This window comes from Burkholderia plantarii (assembly GCF_001411805.1).
Lineage (GTDB): Bacteria > Pseudomonadota > Gammaproteobacteria > Burkholderiales > Burkholderiaceae > Burkholderia > Burkholderia plantarii.
Window position 1 is genome coordinate 1,118,731 of record NZ_CP007213.1, and the last position, 16,739, is coordinate 1,135,469.

Here is a 16,739-nt window from a genome sequence, read left to right on the forward strand (position 1 = left end):
GTGTGTGGTACGCGGCCACCTGCTTCGGGTACGGCCTCGGGTACGAAGCAGGGCGGTGGCGCGGCTGGATTGCGCGGCTGGATTGTAAACGCAGCGCGATCGCGCGCCTATCGGTTGCGCTGCCACGCGCCGCGCCCGCCGCCGCGTTCCCTTGATGCGGCGCACGCCGGCGCCGCCCGGCACGCCGCTACCGGCGCGCCACCCGAACCGCTACGATAGCGCTGCGGGCTGCGGTTGCGCGCGGCCTGCCAGCCGAGCAGGCATTCAGCTACGATAAATCGCCAAAAAAGCCGCGAGATCATGCCGAACCCATCCGACCCGGTCGCCGTGCCGACCTCCGCGATATCAATATCAATCCGCCGCTCGTTGCGCATGCATCGATCGCGCGCGGCCGGCGCGAGGCGCGCCGCATGACGCCGCTCGCGCCGTGGATGCCGGTCGCGTTCGCGGAGGCCGGCGTCGCGCGCGGCGGCCCCGGCCACAGCAATCCGCGCATCGTCGAATACCACGGCGCGACCCGCATGGCCGGCTACGACGACAAGGTCGCGTGGTGTTCGTCGTTCGTCAACTGGTGCCTGGCACAGGCCGGGTTCGTCGGCACCGGCTCGGCGCTGGCGCGTTCATGGCTCGACTGGGGCCGGCCGCTCGACGCGCCGGTTCACGGCTGCATCGTCGTGCTGACGCGCGGCGCGCCGGACGGCTGGCAAGGCCACGTCGGCTTCTATCTGCGCCATGAGGGCGACGCCATCGTGCTGTTCGGCGGCAATCAGCTCGACACGGTGCGCGAGCTGGCCTACGACGCCTCGCAGTGGCTCGGCTACCGCTGGCCGGCCACGCAGGCGTTGCGCCCGGGCTCGTGAACGCCGGGCCGCGAGCCTTGCACGAAGCTTGCACCGCGCTTGTGCAACGCAGCGGCGGCGCGCCTGGCATGCTTCCTGCCACCTCCTTCATGTCGGTGCCACGTCCGGCAGCCCCGCCCGAGCTCGCGCAGCGCCGCCCCACGAGGCGTTGCGGGCCGGGCGGCGATCCGTTCGCCAAGCCGACGCCCGGAAAAAATCGGGTTCCGGATGTAAAAGATTGCAAGGTGCTGTCGCCGAAACGAGATCGGGACTCTACGATGGAAACGTGGGCCGAACCATTCCATGGCCCGGGCACGAGACAGCGCGCAGCTTTCAAAACCGTAATTCGCCGGACCCGCGCGGTCCGGCATCGCATTCCGATTCATCGGTCGATACGGAGGTCAGCATGTTGAACTGGATCAGTCGTTGGGCACTGCGGCAAGCCCCCACTCCCGAGAAAGCCGCCGCCTCGATGCTCGTTACGGCCCGCATGGAGCTGTTCGCCGCCGAGCAGCGCGTGATCGACGCGAAGCTGCAGTCCGATTACTGGCGCACGCGCGTCTCGTTCCTGGAAGAAGTGCAGGAGCGGGGCATCGAGCCGTGGGTGGCCGCAACGTCGGTGGTGCCGGCGGCGCCCGCCGCCGCGCCGTCCTCGCGCGGCCAGAACGGCCCGCGTCTCGCCACCAGCACCTGAGTGCCGCCGCGCGACGAGCCTGCCGCGGCGCGCGTCCGATAGCGCACGCGTCGCGCAGGCAGGTGCGGCCTGGCATTCATCAAGGAGGCCGTGCCGGCCCGCATCGCGCGTGCCTTGCCGTTCGCTTCCCTCGCGTCCTCAGCCGCGTCCCGCCGCCGTTTCCCGCTCGCGCCACGCGGCCGGGCTCAGTCCGCTCCAGCCGCGAAACGCGCGGTAGAACGCGCTCGGTTCCGCGAAGCCGGCGGCCGTCGCCACGTCGGCCACGGTCAGCGCCGGATCGGCCAGCGCCTCGCAGGCGATCTCGTAGCGCAACGCATCCTTGATGTCCTGATACGACGCTCCCTCGTGGCGCAGCTTGCGCCGCAGGGTCGCCTCGGCCACGTGCAGCCGCGCGGCCAGCCCCGCCGCGTCGGGCCAGTCGCCGGGCGGCAGCGCGCGCAGCATCGCGCGCACGCGGCTCGCCAGCGAATCGGGATTGCGGTATTTGACGATGAAGTTGCCCGGTGCGTTGCGCAGGAACGTCTTCAGCGAGGCGGGTGTCTGCACCACCGGCAGCGTCGCGAAGGCCGGATCGAAATCGACGTGCGAGTGGGCCTCGCCGAAGCGCAGGTCGTCACAGAAGATCTGCCGATAGTCGCGCGGGACTTCGGGCGCTGCGCTGCGCAGGCACGCGCTCAGCACCGGGATGCGGCGCCCGGTCAGCCAGCAGGTGAGCCCGTAGACGAGGATGAAATAGGTGGCGTAGGTGAACGCGGGCGGCGCCGCGGCGGTGTCGCGATGCACGAAGCGCAGGCGCACGCGCGTGGCGTCGGCGTCGAGTTCGGCGTGCAGGTCGTCGAGCACGCCGCGCATCACGCCGATCGCGCGCGCCAGCGCGCCGAGCCCGGTGCGCGAGCCGAGCGCCGCCTGGCTCATCGCGACGAACGTGCCGCTGCGCATCGGGTGTGAATCCTGGCCGAAGAATTCGTCGTCGAGCGTGCGTGCGATCGCATTCCATAGCGCGCCGTACTGGCGCGCGCTCACGTGCGCATCGGGCGCCGCGAGCCCCGCCGCTGCGATGCCGGCCTGCGCGAGCAGCCGGTCGCGATCGGCGCCGCGCCGGTGCGCCAGCGCGAGGCTCGTCTCGACGAGGCGGGCGGAAACGGTTCCCTTGTCGGTGGCTTTCATGCGGGGCTCGGCGTGGCGGTGCGCGATCGCGGACGCGAGCGCGGTATGGCAAAAACGATCATTGTAATTGAGTGCGGCGAGCATCGATACGGCACGCGCGCTTGCCTACACTGACGGGACTGCAGCACCGCGCACCCGCGCCACGAACGATCAGGCCGCGCCGCCCCAAAACGGCGGCGCCGGGCCGCCGACAGGAGACACGCCCGCCATGGATGCGCTCTACACCGAAGACCAGCGGATGATTCGCGATACGGTCCGGGATTTTTCCACCGAAGTGCTGGCGCCGAACGCGGCGCGATGGGACCAGGACGGCGCGCTGCCCGACGGCGTGGTCGCGCAGCTCGGCGAACTCGGCCTGCTCGGCATGGTGGTGCCCTCCGAGTGGGAAGGCTCCTATACCGACTACATCGCCTATGCGCTCGCGGTGGAGGAAATCGCGGCCGGCTGCGCCTCGTGCGCGACGCTGATGAGCGTGCAGAACTCGGTCTGCTGCGGCCCGATCCTCAGCTACGGCACCGACGCGCAGCGCGATCGCTGGCTGCGCGGGCTGGCCTCGGGCCGCATGATCGGCTCGTTCTGCCTGACCGAGCCGCAGGCCGGCTCGGAGGCCAACAACCTGCGCACGCGCGCGGTGTTGAAGGACGGCCGCTGGGTGCTCGACGGCAGCAAGCAGTTCATCTCGAACGCGTCGCGCGCCGCGGTGGCGATCGTTTTTGCCATGACCGATCCCGAGCAGGGCAAGCGCGGCCTGTCGGCCTTCATCGTGCCCACCGACACGCCGGGCTTCCAGGTCGGCAAGCCCGAGAAGAAGCTGGGCATCCGTGCCTCGGACACCTGCCCGATCACGCTCGAACACTGCGAGATCCCCGAGGAGAACCTGCTCGGCGCGCGCGGCGAGGGCCTCAAGATCGCGTTGTCGAATCTCGAGGGCGGGCGCATCGGCATCGCAGCGCAGGCGGTGGGCATCGCGCGCGCGGCGTTCGACAAGGCGCGCCGCTACGCGGCCGAGCGCACCCAGTTCGGCAAGCCGATCGCCGAGCATCAGGCGATCGCCGAAAAGCTCGCCGACATGGCCACCGAGCTGAACGCGGCGCGCCTGCTCGTGCATCACGCCGCGCGGCTGCGCACGGCGGGCCTGCCGTGCCTGTCGGAAGCCTCGCAGGCCAAGCTGTTCGCCTCCGAGATGTCGGAGAGGGTCTGCACCGCCGCGATCCAGATCCACGGCGGTTACGGCTACCTGGCCGACTACGAGGTGGAGCGCCATTACCGCGACGCGCGCATCACGCAGATCTACGAAGGCACGAGCGAAGTGCAGCGCATGGTGATCGCGCGGCAGCTGCTGGCATGAGGTGCCGCGGCGCCGCGCGCGGCCGCCCGGCGTTATGATCACCCCCACACGACGCACGATCACACGCTGCGCGAGATGGAAGGAGACGAGACGATGACGGCGCAGGCTTTCCTCGATGCCCGCGATTTCCTGTTGCGGCACCGGACCGACTACGACACGGCGTACCGCGAGTTCCGCTGGCCGCAACTGGACGCGTTCAACTGGGCGCTCGACCATTTCGACGTGATGGCGCGCGGCAACGCGAGCCCCGCGCTGTGGATCGTCGACGCCATCACCGGCGAGGGCGAGCCGGTGTCGTTCGCGCGCATGTCGGAGCAGTCCTCGCGGATCGCGAACCATCTGCGCGCGCTCGGCGTGGGCCGCGGCGACCGCATCCTGCTGATGCTGCCGAACCGCGTCGAGCTGTGGGAAACCATGCTCGCCGCGATGAAGCTCGGCGCCGTGGTGCTGCCGGCCACCACGCAGCTGTCGGCCGACGACATCCGCGATCGCGTGATGGTCGGCGAGGCGCGCTTCGCCGTGGTCGACGCGGCGGAGGCCGAGAAGTTCGACCAGGCCGGCGTCGATCTCGCGCGCCTGATCGTGGGCGGCGACCGCGCCGGCTGGCTGCGCTACGAGGACGGCTACACGGCCGACGCCGCGTTCACGCCCGACGCGCCCACCCACGTCCACGACACGCTGCTGCTCTACTTCACGTCGGGCACCACCTCGAAGCCGAAGCTCGTCGAGCATACCCACTTCACCTATCCGGTGGGCAGCCTCTCGACGATGTACTGGATCGGGTTGCAGCCCGGCGATACCCACTGGAACATCAGCTCGCCGGGCTGGGCCAAGCACGCCTGGAGCTGCTTGTTCGCGCCCTGGAACGCCGGCGCCTGCGTGTTCGCGTTCAACTACTCGCGCTTCGATCCGCAGCAGGCGCTCGAGGCGCTGGTGCGCTACGGCGTGACCACGCTGTGCGCGCCGCCCACGGTCTGGCGCATGCTGGTGCAGCAGCCGCTCGCGTCCTACGCGGTCAAGCTGCGCGAGATCATCGGCGCGGGCGAGCCGCTGAACCCCGAGATCATCGAGCGCGTGCGGCGCGCCTGGGGCGTCACGATCCGCGACGGCTACGGCCAGACCGAAACCACCTGCCTGATCGGCAACTCGCCGGGCCAGCCGGTGGTGGCCGGCTCGATGGGGCGGCCGATGCCGGGCTACCGGATCGCGCTGCTCGATCCCGACGGCGCGCCGGTGGAGGAGGGCGAGATCGCGCTGCCGCTCGACGGCGAGCGCCCCGGCGGGCTGATGACGCGCTACGCGAACCACGCCGACGCCACCGCCTGGGCGATGCGCGACGGCCATTACCGCACCTCCGACATCGCACTGCGCCGCGACGACGGCTACTACCTCTACATCGGCCGCGCCGACGACGTGTTCAAGTCGTCCGACTATCGCCTGAGCCCGTTCGAACTCGAGAGCGTGCTGATCGAGCACGAGGCGATCGCCGAGGCGGCCGTGGTGCCGAGTCCCGATCCGCTGCGGCTCGCGGTGCCGAAGACCTTCATCACGCTGCGCGCCGGCTTCGAGCCGGGCGAGGCGCTCGCGCGCGACATCTTCCGCTTCTCGCGCGAGAAGCTCGCGCCGTACAAGCGCATTCGCCGCCTGCAGTTCGCGGAGCTTCCGAAGACGATCTCGGGAAAGATCCGCCGCGTGGAGCTGCGGCGCCGCGAGATCGAGCGCGACGCCGATCCGGCCGCGCGCATGCCCGACGAGTACTGGGAAGAGGATTTCCCGAGCCAGTCGTAATCGATCGCCGTGCGCCGCGGCGCGCGGTTCCGAGTCACCGGCCGGCCGCGCGCGACGCGGCGGCCTTCAAGGAGAGCCGAACCATGAATGCAACGCCGATGCCCCGAGCCGCGCAAGCCGTGCCGACCGTCCCGCTGCTGATCGACGGCGAGTTCGTCGAATCGGGCACGAGCGAGTGGCGTGACATCGTCAATCCCGCCACGCAGGAAGTGCTCGCGCGCGTGCCGTTCGCCACCGTCGACGAGGTCGACGCGGCCGCCCGCGCCGCGCACGCGGCGTTCGCGAAGTGGAAGACCACCCCGATCGGCGCGCGCATGCGCATCATGCTCAAGTACCAGGAGCTGATCCGCGCGAACCAGACGCGCATCGCCGCCGTGCTGACCGCCGAACAGGGCAAGACGCTGCCCGACGCCGAGGGCGACATCTTCCGCGGGCTCGAAGTCGTCGAGCACGCCTGCTCGATCGGCACGCTGCAGCTCGGCGAGTTCGCCGAGAACGTGGCCGGCAGCGTCGACACCTACACGCTGCGCCAGCCGCTGGGCGTGTGCGCCGGCATCACGCCGTTCAACTTCCCCGCCATGATCCCGCTCTGGATGTTCCCGATGGCGCTGGTCTGCGGCAACACCTTCGTGCTGAAGCCTTCCGAGCAGGATCCGCTCTCCACCATGGAACTGGTCAAGCTCGCGATCGAGGCCGGCGTGCCGAAGGGCGTGCTCAACGTGGTCCACGGCGGCAAGCAGGTGGTGGACGCGATCTGCACGCATCCGCTCGTCAAGGCGATCTCGTTCGTCGGCTCGACCGCCGTGGGCACCCACGTGTACCGGCTCGGCAGCGAGCACGGCAAGCGCGTGCAGTCGATGATGGGCGCGAAGAACCACGCGGTGGTGCTGCCCGACGCGAACCGCGAGCAGACGCTCAACGCGCTGGCCGGCGCCGGCTTCGGCGCGGCCGGCCAGCGCTGCATGGCCACCTCGGCGGTGGTGCTGGTGGGCGCCGCCCGCGAGTGGCTGCCGGACCTGGTGGCCAAGGCCAGGACGCTGAAGGTGAACGCGGGCGTGGAGGCCGGCACCGACGTCGGCCCGCTGGTCTCGAAGGCGGCCAGGGCGCGCGTGCTGTCGTTGATCGAGGAAGGCATCGCGGCCGGCGCCACGCTCGCGCTCGACGGGCGCGAGGTGACGGTGCCGGGCTACGAGCACGGCAACTTCGTGGGCCCGACCATCTTCAGCGACGTCACCACCGACATGTCGATCTACACGCAGGAGATCTTCGGACCGGTGCTGGTGGTGCTGACGGCGGCCACGCTCGACGAGGCGATCGCGCTGGTGAACGCGAACCCGTTCGGCAACGGCGTGGGCCTGTTCACGCAGAGCGGCGCGGCGGCGCGCAGGTTCCAGAGCGAGATCGACATCGGCCAGGTGGGGATCAACATCCCGATCCCGGTGCCGGCGCCGTATTTCAGCTTCACCGGCTCGCGCGGCTCGAAGCTCGGCGACCTCGGCCCCTACGGCAAGCAGGTGGTGCAGTTCTACACCCAGACCAAGACCGTGACGGCACGCTGGTTCGACGACGACGCGACGGCCGGCGCGGTCAACACCACGATCCGGCTCGGCTGACGGCGCGCGCCGCGAGCCTCCCGACCAACCAACCCGGAGACGCACGATGAAGATCGGATTTATCGGCCTCGGCCACATGGGGGCGCCGATGGCGCTGAACCTCGTGAAGGCCGGCCACGAGGTACACGCGTTCGACCTGAACGCCGACGCGCTGCGGCTGGTGGCCGACGGCGGCGCCGCGCTGGCGCGCACGGCGCGCGAGGCGGCCGCCGATGCCGCGTTCGTGATCACCATGCTGCCGGCGGCGGCCCACGTGCGCGCCGCGCTGACGGCCGCCGACGGCGTGCTGGCCGGCCTCGCGCCCGGCGCGACCGTGATCGATTCGAGCACCATCGATCCGGCCAGCGCGCAGGCGTTCGGCGAGCTGGTGCGCGCGCGCGGCGGCGCGTTCGTGGACGCGCCGGTGTCGGGCGGCACCGGCGGCGCGGCGGCCGGCACGCTGACCTTCATGGTGGGCGGCCCCGCGGCCGATTTCGAGCGGGTCGGCCCGGTGCTGCGCGCGATGGGCAAGAACCTCGTGCATTGCGGCGCGGTGGGGATGGGGCAGGTCGCGAAGATCTGCAACAACCTCGTGCTCGGCGTCTCGATGGCGGGCGTGGCCGAATCGATGGCGCTCGGCGCCGCGCTCGGCATCGACCCGAAGGTGCTGGGCGGCATCCTCAGCACCTCCACCGGCCGCTGCTGGAGTGCCGACACCTACAACCCCTATCCGGGCGTGATCGAGACCGCGCCGGCCTCGCGCGGCTACACCGGCGGCTTCGGCACCGACCTGATGCTGAAGGACCTGGGCCTGGCCGGCGACGCCGCGAAACAGGCGCGCCAGCCCGTCTATCTCGGTGCGCTCGCGCAGCAGCTCTACCAGACGCTGAGCAGCCGCGGCGACGGCAAGCTCGACTTCTCGGCGGTGATCCGCCTCTACCAGCAACCCGCCAACGAGACCCCGCGATGATCGAACTGAGCGAACACGACGACGGCGCGATCGCGCTCGTCACCCTGTCCCGGCCGCCCGCCAACGCATTCAGCGCCGACGGCCTCGCCGCGCTCGAGCGCACGGTGGCGCAGCTCGACGCCGCGCCGCGCGTGCGCGCGCTGGTGGTGACCGGCGCCGGGCCGAAATTCTTCAGCGGCGGCGCCGATCTCGACACCTTCGCGAGCGGCGACCGCGCCGTGGCGCGCGAGATGGCGGCGCGCTTCGGCGCCGCGTTCGCGAAGCTGCGCGCCGCGCGCTGCGTGACGATCGCCGCGATCAACGGCTATGCGATGGGCGGCGGGCTCGAATGCGCGCTGGCCTGTGACATGCGGATCGCCGAGCGGCACGCGCAGATGGCGCTGCCCGAGCCGTCGATCGGCCTGCTGCCGTGCGGGCTCGGCACCCAGACGCTGCCGGCGCTGGTCGGCGAGGGCTGGGCCAAGCGCATCGTGCTGGCCGGCGAGCGCGTGAACGCCGAGACCGCGCTGCGCATCGGCCTCGTCGAGGACGTGGTGGAGACGGGCGGCGCACTGGAGGCGGCGCTCGCGCTGGCGCGCCGCGTGGCCGGACTCGCGCCGCACGCGGTGGAATCGAGCAAGCGGCTGATCGGACTGGCGCGCAACGGCGTGCCGTTCGACGCGGCGGTGGCGATCGAGCGCGAGCGCTTCGTCGACCTGTTCGAGACCGGCGAGCCGCGCGAGGGCGTGGCCGCGTTCTTCGGCAAGCGGCGCCCGGACTGGAACGCCGGCGGCCAGGGAGAGACGCGATGAGCACGCTGCCGAGGGCATCGGCCGACGCCGACGCGCCGCCGTCGAACCCGGGCGCGGGCCAGGGCGCCGCGCATGCCGGGGCGCCGTCCGGCCCCGACGTGACGATGCGCGTGGTCAACCGCGTCGCCGTGATCACGCTCGATCGGCCGGCCGCGCTGAACGCGCTCTCGCACGCGATGGTGCGCGAGCTGGCGGTGCTGGTGGAGCGCTGCCGCGACGACGACGAGATCGTCGCCGTGGTGCTGCGCGGCGCCGGCGGCAAGGGCTTCTGCGCGGGCGGCGACGTGCGCGCGCTCTATCACGGCGCGAAGGCCGGCTCGCGCGACTGGCTCGGCTTCTTCGTCGACGAGTACCGGCTCGACTACGCGCTGCACACGTTCGCCAAGCCGCTCGTCGCGCTGATGGACGGCATCACGATGGGCGGCGGCATGGGGCTCGCGCAGGGTGCCGCGCTGCGCGTGGCGACCGAGCGCAGCAAGATCGCGATGCCGGAGACGCGCATCGGCTTCGTGCCCGACGTGGGCGCCACCCATTTCCTGTCGGCGCTGCCCATCGAGCTCGCGCTCTACATCGGGCTGACCGGCGTCACGCTGTCGGGCGCCGACGCGCTGGTCGCGCGGCTCGCCGACCTGTGCGTGCCGGCCTCGTGGCTCGATACCTTCGAGCAGCGGCTCGAGCGCATCGACTGGGCGGCGGGCGACGCGTCCGGCGGATTGCGCGCGGTGTTCGAGCCGCCCTGCAACATCGTCCCGCACGCGGTGCTGGACGGCCAGCTGCCGTGGATCGTGCGCCACTTCGACCGGCGCTCCGGGATGGAGCGCATCGTCGCCACGCTGCGCCACGATCTGGCCCGCGAGGACATCAGCCGCGAATACCGGCAATGGCTGCAGGCCACGCTCGACGCGCTGCTCGGTCATTCGCCGACGATGCTGGTGGTCACGCGCGACGCGCTGCTGCGCGGCCGGCAGATGACGCTCGCCGAGTCGTTCCGGATGGAGCTGGCGATCGGCACGCGCGCGATCGAGGACGGCGATTTCGTCGAGGGCGTGCGCGCGCATCTGGTGGACAAGGATCGCCGGCCGCGCTGGGCGCCCGCCTCGCTCGCCGAGGTGCGCAGCGAACGCGTGCGGCACTTCCTGTCCTCGCCGTGGAAACTCGACGCGCATCCGCTCGCCGATCTGGGGCAGGACTGAAGCGGCGGCAAACGAGGCGGCCGGACCGCGCCGGCCGGCGTGGTACCGGTGCCGGGCAAACCGGCGGCGAGTTTCGTGTCGGCCCGGCCGGTTTTTCGTGAACCGGCCGCCGAACGAAACGTCGTGCGCAAACGCGAATGGTATCGAAGCAGAGTGCAGCGTTTTATCGGCATTACCCCGGCGAAAGCGAAACTTTCCGCCGGCGCATGCGAGCGGTGACAAGTCAAACCGCGCGGGAATGCATCGTGCAACCCGTTTGAATCAGGCAACACCTGTTCGGGTCAGTCAGTGCCACCCGAATTTTCGCCGCCCCATTCACGGCGGCCGTCGCGCGATCGATGCCGGCCCAGTATGGGCCGGGAGGGCGCAACCTGGTTATACCCTCGATTTTCCCTTTCCATTCCTCGCGTAATCCGGCATCCCGAAACGCCGTTTTAACCGGCCGTTTGCCGTTGGCCGATTCGCCCGCATCGTGATTCGCGGTATTTGATGCCGGCAATTCACGATCGCGAAAACTCGACGTTCAGAATTTTGTAAAGTTTCGTTTTGTTTCAATCCGCGGATCATTTGCTGTCACGCGTGATACATAACGGTATGATTCAAACAGGATTCTTTTCATCGCAACGTCGGTGTCATCGAAAATCCAGTACATTCGCAATGCCGGAGTCCTGATACCGACGGGCTCGGTACAGGTCGAGCCGTCCCGGGCCCGGTGGACGGACGGCGTGGCCTGGATGCTTGCCGGCGCGTAGCGGGCCGCCCGCAGCGGAACCATGAAGCGAAACGGGCTTCGGGTTTCGCGCCGACGTTTCGGGTGCCGCGGTTGTGGCGGCGTGGCGAGGCTGGCTACCCTGAGGCGGCCTGCCTTTTTTCTGGCCGGGGGTTTTGAGAGGAACCACCGGAAGGAGCGCCGAACCGGCCGCCGCGACGAGCGGCCGGGCGGTCTCCCGGCGCGTCTCGTGAGAGCGGGGCGCCCGGCAGGGACGTGACGGGCCGTTGCAAGCCGGCCTGGCGCGTCCCGCATCGATTGCCGCGTGGGTCCGGACCGTTTGCCGTGCGGTCCGGCCGGTCAGCGCGGCAGGCAGCAGCAGTAGCCGGCGCCGGGCGCAAGCCGTGGAGATCGTGGCCACGATCGCCGCGGCCGGTGCCGGGCGCCGGCGTGAAACGGTCTTCGCCGCGGTTGGAGCGATGGCCGGCTGTTTCTCGCATGGGCTCAACAACAACACATTCCGAGGAAAATGACGTGGTCGAGATATTTGGCAAGCTTGGAAAAATCATATCCAGCACCGGTACTGAGCGCTTTACCTCGGATCTGCACGCATTGCTCGTCGGATCCGTGAACGTAGAGTCGACCAGAATCACCGCCTGGTCCGTCAACGAGGTGAAGGGCGAGATCGTCGGCGTCCATCTGCTGGGCGCGTTCGCGTCCCACGATCAGGACATCCGCCCCAATCAGGCGCCGCGTCCGGCCGTCCTGAAGGACGAGCTCTACCGCGGCATGGCCGAGGATCCGCTGTCGAAGCGCATCCTGGCCGCGTCCGACACGCAACTGATCCACATGAACACGTCGCGCCCCGCCGAGGGCGCCTTCGACGCGATCCAGCCGAGCCGCCTCGGCTTCCAGTGCCATCTGGTGTCGCGCAAGGCGAACCGCCGCTACGTGATCTCGCTGTACCGTCCCGATCAGGCCTACGACTTCACGCTTCAGGAGATGACGTTCCTCAAGAGTTGCGCGGAGATGCTGATGCCGCTGGTCGAAATGCACGCCTCGCACCGCCGCTACGCGGTGCCGGGCCGTCCGGCCGCCTCGGCGGACAGCGCGGGCGATTCGACCACGCGTCACGAATCGCTGCGCCGCGAGTTCGAGCGCCGGCTGACGAGCGCCTCCGTGGTGCTGTCCGAGCGCGAGATCGAGGTGTGCGTCGGCCTGCTGACCGGCAGCACGTTCCGCGAGATGGCGGACGCGCTCGGCGTCAAGCACAGCACGATCGAGACGTACATCAAGCGCGCGGCGGCCAAGCTCGGCTTCAAGGGGCGTCACGGCCTCGTGAAGTGGGTGCTCGACGAATCGTGAACGCGGCGGGCAGGCGCGGGCCGCCGCGCTTGCCCTACGGCACGGATGGGGGTGGCTGAGTGGCGTGACGCGGTGTGCCCGGTGTCGGCCTGCGCGGGCTGGCGTTTCCGCCCGGCAGTCGCTGCCTCGGCCGATCGTGCCGGCGGACCGCTTCGCGCCGCTGCCGCGTGCTGCCCGGATTACCGTGCGGTATTCACGACACGACGCATCGCCGCCCCCCCCGATCACGCCCGGCTCGCTCGCGGCCCGGGCGCGCAGCATCCCCATCATCGGAAATCAGGAACGGGACCCGGAGAGCAGGGCCATGGATCAGCAGGACAGGCCGGAGGTGCGCTTGCGCGAGGCGCGCGACATCGTCGCGATGCTCTGGCATCGCGCGGCCCCGGCGGGCGGCCTGGCGCATCGCGGCGGCGTGGTTCGCACCGAGGCCGTGACGGCGCGCGACGTGGCCGCGCCGTGTACCGCGCCGTGTGCCACGATTCCCGCCGCGCTTTCGGCGACGCCTCCCACCCTGCGGGAGGCGGCCGGCGGCCAGGAACTGGCCGGCGTGCTCGACTCATCGGCCTGACGCCGGCCCGCCCGCCGCCCGGCGGGTGGATCGCGCGCCATGGTGGTGGCCGTGACGGTGGTCGTGACGGCTGCGGCGCCGGCGTGGGACGATAGCGGCATGAACGCGATGACGCGCGACCGGCTCCGGCCGGCGCGCCGCCGCGCGTTCGCGACGCCCCGATCCCCACTCGCGCGTTCCCCGGCCCGCAGTCGCGCGGGCCGCGCGCACCGTCAACGGAAATCATCATGCTCCTGCACCTGTCCACCTGGGCCGAAATCGAGGGCTACCTGAAGCGCCGCCGCATCGTGGTCGTGCCGATCGGCTCGAACGAGCAGCACGGCCCCACCGGCCTGCTCGGCACCGACTGGCTCTGCCCCGAGATCATCGCGCACGAGGCGCAGCAATCGGCCGACATGCTGGTGGCGCCCACCTTCAACATCGGCATGGCGCAACACCACCTCGGCTTTCCCGGCACCATCTCGCTGCGCCCGAGTACCTTCATCGCCGCGATCGGCGACTGGGTCCACTCGCTGGCCGGGCACGGCTTCGAGAAGATCCTGTTCCTGAACGGGCACGGCGGCAACGTCGCCTCGATCGAGGCCGCGTTCTCGGAGATCTACGCGCAGGCCAGTTTCGCGCGGCGCCGCTGCGGCTTCGCGCTGAAGCTGCGCAACTGGTGGGACCTGGAAGGCGTGACCGATCTCGCGCAGCGGCAGTTCCCGAGCGGCCATGGCGTTCACGCCACGCCGTCGGAGATCGCGATCACGCAATGGGCGCTGCCGCACGCGATCAAGCAGGCCGACTACGCGCCCGAGATCGCGCCGATGGGGCCGATCCGCGAGGCGCTCGAGTTTCGTGCGCGCTTTCCCGACGGCCGGATGGGTTCGAATCCGAAGCTGGCTTCGCCGGAGAAGGGCGGCGAGCTGGTGCGGCAGGCCGTGAAGGGGCTGGTGGCCGAGGTCGAGGCGTTCGCGGCCGAGGTCGTGCCGGACTGAGTAACCGTGTCTCGAGTCAAGCGAGATGAAGCGAATCGTCCCAGGGGGTGTTGGATTTGACCATGGCATTGAGCATGGTCAGGAGCTTGCGCATGCAGGCAACCAGCGCGACCTTGGGCAGTTTGCCGGCTGCTTTGAGACGTTGATGGAAGGCCTTGATAGCCGGGTTGTGGCGGGTTGCAGTGAGCGTCGCCATGTACAGCACGCGGCGAATTTCAAAGCGCCCGCCCTGCACACGTCGTCGTCCTTGGCGCGAGCCCGAATCGCAAGCGACAGGGGCAACGCCCACGAGTGCCGCAATCTGGCGACGATTGAGCTTGCCCAGTTCCGGCAGTTGAGCAATCAGGCAGGCACTGGATACCGGGCCGATGCCGCGAGTCGATTGCAGCAATCGGTCGAGTTCAGCAAAGTGTTCGCGAACGTGGCCGACCATTTGAGCATCGATGTCGTCGAGCTGGGCCTGAATGGCGGCGATGATGGCCTGCAAACTGGGATGCAAACGCTCGGGCGTGATTTGCAGCCGCTGCCGCTCGGATAAGAGCATGGTGATCAACTGGCGCCTGCGCGTCAGCAGAGCAGCAAGCCACTGCTGGCGCTCGTCGGAGACGGGGCGCAGCAAGCGGGACAGATCTTCACGACGCACCAGCACCGAGGCCATTTCGGCGAGCATGCGGGCGTCGATGGAATCGGTCTTGGCGAGCTTGCCCATGGCACGCGCGAAGTCACGAGCCTGGCGGGGATTGACGACGGCCACCGGCAAGCCAGCACCTTGCAGAGCGCAGGCCAATTCGGCTTCATAGCCACCGGTCGCTTCCATGACGACCAGATCGATGCCCAATGGCTGTAATGCCGTGGCCAGCGCCGTATGGCCGTCGGCGTCATTGTTGAAGCGTTGAGCGTCCAGACGGGCGCCCAGCAAGGCGACATCGACGTGGGCTTTGGCCACATCGATGCCAACCGTGACGAAGGAAGGAGCAGACATGATCTTCGGATCCCATGCTTGTACATGCGCACTCGGCGGTGCCGGGGCGCGTAACCGTTCGGGTTTCGGGAAGACCAGCACGGCGACCGTGCGCTCTTTACTCAGTCACGGGCTCGAACGCCCAAGCGGCGGACAAACTGCACGGTCTTGTCTGGCTACCGTCAGACTTTACCGTACTGGTCTGGTTTAAACATACAAGCGGCGGCACGCGGGCCGGGCGGGACCGCTGCGGCGGCTGTCCCGCCTTGGGTCCCGCCCGTTGCCGTGGTTTGCGCCTCGTCCTGCTTCAGGCCTCGTCGTGCAGGGCTTCGCGCGTGCAGCCGAGCCGCACGCCGATCCGCGCCACTTCATGCGCGCGTCGCGGCGCGAATTGCCCGCACTGCTGGCGCACCCAGGCGCGAAACGCGCCGACCGACGGCGCGCCGTCGCTACGGCGCACCATCCAGTAGCGCGCGGGCGAGCGCACGGCCACCGGCACGATCGGCACCAGCCGGCCGTCGCACAGCTCGTCGAGCAGCATCGACACGCGGCCGATCGCGACGCCCTGATGATTGAGCGCGGCGTTGAACGCCATGCTGCCGAGGTTGAAGCGCGGCCCGTCGATGCGCGGCAGCCACTCGGGCTTGACCGCTTCCAGCCAGGCCCGCCACTCGGCCGAATCCGACGCGCCCGTCCATGCGGCCGCGTCGTGCAGGAACGCCACCTTGCGGTCGAGCTTGCCCGCGGCCAGCTGAGGATGCCGTTCCAGATAGGCGGGCGTCGCCACCGGCAGCAGCCATTCGTCGAGCAGCGCGTCGGTGTTGTCGACCTCGTCGAGCGCGTCGGCCGAATAGCGGATCGCCACGTCCACGCCGGTGGTGTCGTGATCGGGCAGGCCGAGCGCCGTGAATTCGGCCTTCAGTTGCACCGGGTTGCGCGAATACTGCAGGTGGAAATCGGACAGGCGCGGCACCAGCCAGTGCATCGCGAACGACGGGCAGCAGCCGACCCGCACCGGATCGTCGGCGCTCGCGATCCGCGTCAGCGTGGTCTCGATCTCGTCGAAGCCGCGCCGCACGCCCTCGAGCAGCATGGCTCCCTCGCGCGTCAGCGACAGGCGCCGGTGCTCGCGCACGAACAGCGCGTAGCCGAGCCGGTTTTCCAGCTGGCGGATCTGCTGGCTGACGGCGCTCTGCGTGAGGCTCAGCACGTCGGCCGCGCGCGTGAAGCTCAGCAGCTGGCCGGCGCTGGCGAAGCAGCGCAGCGCGCCGAGCAGCGAGGAATCGAGGATCTTTTGCATCAGCGTGGCTAAGGACGGGATAAGGCGGCGCCGGTTCGCCGGGTGCCGCAAACCGGGGGAAACGCGAGGGAATTGGCGCGATTCTAGCAAACCGGCGCCGCGCTCCGGCGCATTGTCGGCGTGAACGGGGATTAGCCTTGCTAAGCCTGAGGCCCGGTGGGCCGCCACCTGCCTGCGCGCCCGCGGCCCGGGCCGGCCGTCGTTCGGCGCGCAGCCGTTGCGCAACTCGTTCACGCATGCGGCACTGCCGGATTGCACGCCGCGTGATTGAGCGTTAATCGAATGTTCCGTGAATATTCTCGGTATTTATTCGAATCTGGTGAATGCCATGGTCATCGGCTATAGTCGAGCGCGGCGCCGGAACCGAGCCGCGCCGCGCTCGGGGAAAGCGCGCGGCCGGCATGCACGGCCGTGCGCCGCGATCAGCGGGCGTGCCGGTTCGGGCGGAAAAATCGAATGAAAATGGTGCCCCGTGAT

General features: G+C 69.8%; 16 protein-coding genes. 12 read left to right on the forward strand and 4 right to left on the reverse strand.

Annotated features, from left to right (window positions below; genetic code table 11):
• Positions 1 to 107 precede the first annotated feature (107 nt).
• A complete protein-coding gene (locus bpln_RS35935; RefSeq protein WP_148654127.1) occupies positions 108 to 374 on the reverse strand; it encodes a hypothetical protein in 267 nt (88 codons plus the stop codon).
• A gap of 36 nt (positions 375 to 410) precedes the next feature.
• On the opposite strand from bpln_RS35935, the gene bpln_RS22210 reads away from it, so the two are divergent.
• Complete coding sequence (locus tag bpln_RS22210; RefSeq protein WP_055140020.1) at positions 411 to 860, forward strand: TIGR02594 family protein; 450 nt, start codon at positions 411 to 413, stop codon at positions 858 to 860.
• A gap of 385 nt (positions 861 to 1,245) precedes the next feature.
• Entirely contained in the window at positions 1,246 to 1,533 is a 288-nt protein-coding gene (locus bpln_RS22215) for a hypothetical protein (protein ID WP_042627447.1), read from the forward strand.
• Between the two features lie 138 nt (positions 1,534 to 1,671).
• On the opposite strand, the gene bpln_RS22220 is transcribed toward bpln_RS22215, so the two are convergent.
• Complete coding sequence (locus tag bpln_RS22220; protein WP_171907284.1) at positions 1,672 to 2,784, reverse strand: AraC family transcriptional regulator; 1,113 nt, start codon at positions 2,782 to 2,784, stop codon at positions 1,672 to 1,674.
• Between the two features lie 124 nt (positions 2,785 to 2,908).
• Here bpln_RS22220 and bpln_RS22225 point away from each other — a divergent pair, with 124 nt between their 5' ends.
• From bpln_RS22225 to bpln_RS22265, 9 genes are all read left to right on the forward strand, one after another.
• Positions 2,909 to 4,048 carry an acyl-CoA dehydrogenase family protein gene (locus bpln_RS22225; RefSeq protein WP_042627448.1) on the forward strand — a complete coding sequence of 380 codons (1,140 nt, stop codon included), beginning with the start codon at positions 2,909 to 2,911 and terminating at the stop codon, positions 4,046 to 4,048.
• Positions 4,049 to 4,141: 93 nt separating this feature from the next.
• Positions 4,142 to 5,836: an AMP-binding protein gene (locus bpln_RS22230; RefSeq protein ID WP_055141174.1), complete on the forward strand. Its 1,695-nt coding sequence runs from the start codon at positions 4,142 to 4,144 to the stop codon at positions 5,834 to 5,836.
• Between the two features lie 83 nt (positions 5,837 to 5,919).
• On the forward strand, positions 5,920 to 7,449 hold the full coding sequence (locus tag bpln_RS22235) for a CoA-acylating methylmalonate-semialdehyde dehydrogenase (RefSeq protein ID WP_055140021.1): 1,530 nt from the start codon (positions 5,920 to 5,922) through the stop codon (positions 7,447 to 7,449).
• Positions 7,450 to 7,495: 46 nt separating this feature from the next.
• Complete coding sequence (gene mmsB / locus bpln_RS22240; RefSeq protein WP_042627450.1) at positions 7,496 to 8,398, forward strand: 3-hydroxyisobutyrate dehydrogenase; 903 nt, start codon at positions 7,496 to 7,498, stop codon at positions 8,396 to 8,398.
• Positions 8,395 to 9,189 carry an enoyl-CoA hydratase gene (locus tag bpln_RS22245; RefSeq protein ID WP_042627451.1) on the forward strand — a complete coding sequence of 265 codons (795 nt, stop codon included), beginning with the start codon at positions 8,395 to 8,397 and terminating at the stop codon, positions 9,187 to 9,189. Before mmsB ends, bpln_RS22245 begins: the two co-directional genes overlap by 4 nt.
• Before the next feature lie 104 nt (positions 9,190 to 9,293).
• Positions 9,294 to 10,382 (forward strand): enoyl-CoA hydratase/isomerase family protein, encoded by a 1,089-nt coding sequence (locus bpln_RS22250; protein ID WP_082465523.1) that lies wholly within the window; start codon positions 9,294 to 9,296, stop codon positions 10,380 to 10,382.
• A 1,243-nt stretch (positions 10,383 to 11,625) separates the two neighbouring features.
• Positions 11,626 to 12,456 carry a helix-turn-helix transcriptional regulator gene (locus bpln_RS22255; RefSeq protein ID WP_042627453.1) on the forward strand — a complete coding sequence of 277 codons (831 nt, stop codon included), beginning with the start codon at positions 11,626 to 11,628 and terminating at the stop codon, positions 12,454 to 12,456.
• A 304-nt stretch (positions 12,457 to 12,760) separates the two neighbouring features.
• Positions 12,761 to 13,024 (forward strand): hypothetical protein, encoded by a 264-nt coding sequence (locus bpln_RS22260; protein ID WP_055140023.1) that lies wholly within the window; start codon positions 12,761 to 12,763, stop codon positions 13,022 to 13,024.
• Positions 13,025 to 13,251: 227 nt separating this feature from the next.
• Positions 13,252 to 14,001 carry a creatininase family protein gene (locus bpln_RS22265; RefSeq protein WP_055140024.1) on the forward strand — a complete coding sequence of 250 codons (750 nt, stop codon included), beginning with the start codon at positions 13,252 to 13,254 and terminating at the stop codon, positions 13,999 to 14,001.
• Positions 14,002 to 14,017: 16 nt separating this feature from the next.
• Here the strand turns inward: bpln_RS22265 and bpln_RS22270 are convergent, their stop codons facing one another.
• Together bpln_RS22270 and bpln_RS22275 are read right to left on the reverse strand one after the other, a co-directional pair.
• Positions 14,018 to 14,983, reverse strand: a complete 966-nt coding sequence (locus bpln_RS22270; protein WP_042624403.1) for an IS110 family RNA-guided transposase — start codon at positions 14,981 to 14,983, stop codon at positions 14,018 to 14,020.
• A 286-nt stretch (positions 14,984 to 15,269) separates the two neighbouring features.
• The gene (locus bpln_RS22275) at positions 15,270 to 16,262 is read right to left on the reverse strand and encodes a LysR family transcriptional regulator (protein WP_055140025.1); all 993 of its coding nucleotides are present in this window, start codon (positions 16,260 to 16,262) and stop codon (positions 15,270 to 15,272) included.
• Positions 16,263 to 16,551: 289 nt separating this feature from the next.
• Between bpln_RS22275 and bpln_RS36805 the strand changes: the two genes are divergently transcribed.
• Positions 16,552 to 16,722, forward strand: coding sequence for a hypothetical protein (locus bpln_RS36805; RefSeq protein WP_158336085.1), 171 nt, complete (start codon positions 16,552 to 16,554; stop codon positions 16,720 to 16,722).
• Positions 16,723 to 16,739: the final 17 nt, after the last annotated feature.